We start from the raw sequence: 2,941 nt of genomic DNA, 5'->3' as shown, positions 1-2,941 counted from the left end.
TGGTCTCCGTTCGTCCTAAGCAAACAAACAGAATCACAACTGGCTGATTTCACTCAACTCTTTTTCGGTCAGGCTCTTAGATTCCATCCACTAGGGTGAGCGTTTGTACGACGCTTAGCGCCTCTCTTTTAGACTAAGGTGTGGGGATTATCCGCGTGTCGCGGCGTCTAGCTGCTTGCATATTGTGTGGATCTGCGCCGCGTTACTGATTTCGGCGCCGGGGGCGGAGATTAAGCACCGCGTCGCGGTCGGGCTAATTGACTTTTTGGTAAACGCGCACGTAGTCAATGTCCATTGAAACCGGGAAGATTGCGTCGTCAATCTTGCCGGCCATGTCGCCACCAATAGCTAGGTTCAAGAGGAGAAAGTGGGGAGTATCGAAAGGCCAACTGCTGCTGCCCTCTTGAGGGTTCTTGTAGGTGAAGTAGGAGTGCCCATTAACACCGATGGAAATCGCGGTGGGAGTCCAGGTTAGTGTATAGATGTGGAAGCGACGGCACGCGTCTGATAGAACGGTTTCACCCCCGATGCCGAACGTGCGCGCTGTTGCCTTAGTGTGAATTGTCCCCTTGATCTTGTCTGGCGCACTGCCGACCTGCTCCATGATGTCGATCTCCCCATTTTCAGGCCAAGGCGTTTTATCAGCGCCAAGCATCCAAAATGCCGGCCAGGTACCTCGGCCACAGGGCAGGCGTGCGCGGATTGCGAAATGCCCGTAAACCCAAGCGGCCTTTCCGCGTGTGATAAGGCGCGCGGAGGTGTAGTTCTGTCCGCCGTAGTCGGATGCGCTCGTCAGCCGTTCCTTACGGGCAGTGATGATGAGTTTACCGTCCTTACCCCGGCCGTTCTTGCGTCTTTTTACCGCATAGTATTGCTTCTCGTTGTTGTACCAGCCCGATTTATTGCCCTCCGTATCGTAAACCCATTTCGCGGGATCCGGCAGGCCGGCACGATCGAATTCGTCTGACCATACAAGTCTATACCCTTCTGGTATCTTAGCTTCTTGCGCGCCGGCTGTTGGAGCGGCGAAAACAAAAAAGGCGAAGCAAAGAAGATTGTATTGTCTGTAAATGACCATTCCCAGCCTTCCTTCATAACTCAGACCCTCTCTGTTTAGAGGATGGGTGACGGCAAAGACGACGCACTTATATCACAGCTGGAATGACGACGACCTAAGGCTAGACGAAGGGTTTACCGCCGCGGCGCCGCAACGCGACATGGAGTGGCTGATTACAGTCTAACCACTTAAATGTTCATGATGCGAGCCACCCTCGAAGCCCTTCCACCATGCATCGGAATAGTGAGCTTCTCTGAGAACGTCAGGCAGATCGTTGATGCTCTTTTCAGTATAGACGGCGAGCGGAACCGAATTGAACGGGTTTGGATCACAGGGTGTCGCGGTCGTCTACATCGCGCACAACATGGACGACGTCATGCGAGTAACCGACCGCATCGCCGTCATGTACCGTGGCCGAAAGGGCCGACGAGATAACCACCAAGGACACCACCAAAAAGGACGTGGTGCACATGATTATCACCGATCTGGCCTACTAAGGTGAACCGCGGTGCACACGCGCCGCGTTTCATGTCGATTTTGCACGGTAGCCGTCTCCGTGGCAACTATCGCCGCGCGATGACCACGATTCGCCTAAGTCGCCCTTCGATCACAGGTGTAAAGCGATCGTGACCAACCAACTAACCAACTGGCATAGGTTTCCGGTGAGAAAGTTAGTCGCAAACGGGCTACGTTTTGCTATTTGGTAAGGAATCGTATTGGGCGTACGCATCCAGCATCATGCGTATATTCACTCGTGCTCGAGGTTAGCTCACCCAGTCCTGGCCAGTGGAAAGGTATTGTCGACCACATCGATTCGAGTTCGACCTCGAGACCCAGCTGTGCCGCTACAATCAAGGCCTGAACCGGCTCTTTGTCGTGCGGCCACAAATCCTCCTCAAGCGAGATCCAGACGTCACTCTCGTCCTCGACAGTGATTTCAGCCTGAAGCGCGCCCAGTTTCTCGCTGATGTTCGTCGCATCATCTAGCAATGCGCTTCGGATGAGGAGAGTGATCTTCTCTCCATTCAACTCAAGTTTGGGTCGGTCATCGACAACCCGGAAATCGGGTTTGTCACCCTCAACGGCGCCGTCAGTTCTCACTGACGGCAGAGACTTCCCCTCGTCTTCACACCAGAAGGCCTTGTCGAAGATGTCGAGGGGCGATGCGCCACACCCGGGCAGTGCCAGAGGTTTTGAGCGATCTGAATACCGGTAATCTTTCCGCTACAATGTAAGCAGAACCACGCGTCCGACTCGCGCCCCCACAACGGGCGGCGAACAACCCCGTCGAGGTCGGGTTTCGTGGACCGTCGGGGCCAATCCGTGGAGATTTCGCCCCGAACCCGAGCAGCCCGATCTCTCACTAGGCTAAGTGCTTTCTGGAGGAATTCCAGCTCAAACACCGGGCATTTGCCATCATTTTCGGTGACTGTCTGGACGATCGGCCGCGCACCAGGGTTTTCTGGCACTGTGATGCTCCACCCATCTCCCACCATGATGACATCGTGTAAAGCCACCTGAAGGCGGTATGGGTGATCGCCGATCATGCCATGTTCGGCGTTATCCAGGTACGCCAAGCGGTGGGCCATTGCTGCAGGATGCCCAGCCTGAAAATCTGCTGGAAGAGCTCCCTCAACGATGGCTTCGACGCTCGCCATCTGTTCGGGACTGGGGATCCAATCCTTTTTGCTGGTGGAGACGAGTTTGGTCCAGCTAACGAATCCCAATTCCCCCGCAAGCAAGTCGAGAGCTTGGTGTAGCGAGACCCTGTTGGCCCGCGCGTATCTTTTAGCAAGACGCCTGAGAGCCTGACCGAAAAAGAGTTGAGTGAAATCAGCCAGTTGTGATTCTGTTTGTTTGCTTAGGACGAACGGAGACCACAAT

At 54.7% G+C, this 2,941-nt stretch carries 1 protein-coding gene and 1 pseudogene; both read right to left on the bottom strand.

Translation table 11 applies throughout. From position 1 onward, the window contains the following. Positions 1-253 precede the first annotated feature (253 nt). The gene (locus tag AU381_RS00170) at positions 254-1,078 is read right to left on the bottom strand and encodes a glycoside hydrolase family 16 protein (RefSeq protein ID WP_014858094.1); all 825 of its coding nucleotides are present in this window, start codon (positions 1,076-1,078) and stop codon (positions 254-256) included. Positions 1,079-2,154: 1,076 nt separating this feature from the next. After that, positions 2,155-2,941: pseudogene (locus AU381_RS30515) on the bottom strand (hypothetical protein); the annotation flags it as partial.

This window comes from Sinorhizobium glycinis (assembly GCF_001651865.1).
GTDB lineage: Bacteria > Pseudomonadota > Alphaproteobacteria > Rhizobiales > Rhizobiaceae > Sinorhizobium > Sinorhizobium glycinis.
This window is presented reverse-complemented; position numbering and strand designations above follow the sequence as displayed.

Excerpts from the sequence above, each read along its gene's own strand:
- AU381_RS00170 (WP_014858094.1), bottom strand. The coding sequence starts at position 1,078 with ATGGTCATTTACAGACAATACAATCTTCTTTGCTTCGCCTTTTTTGTT.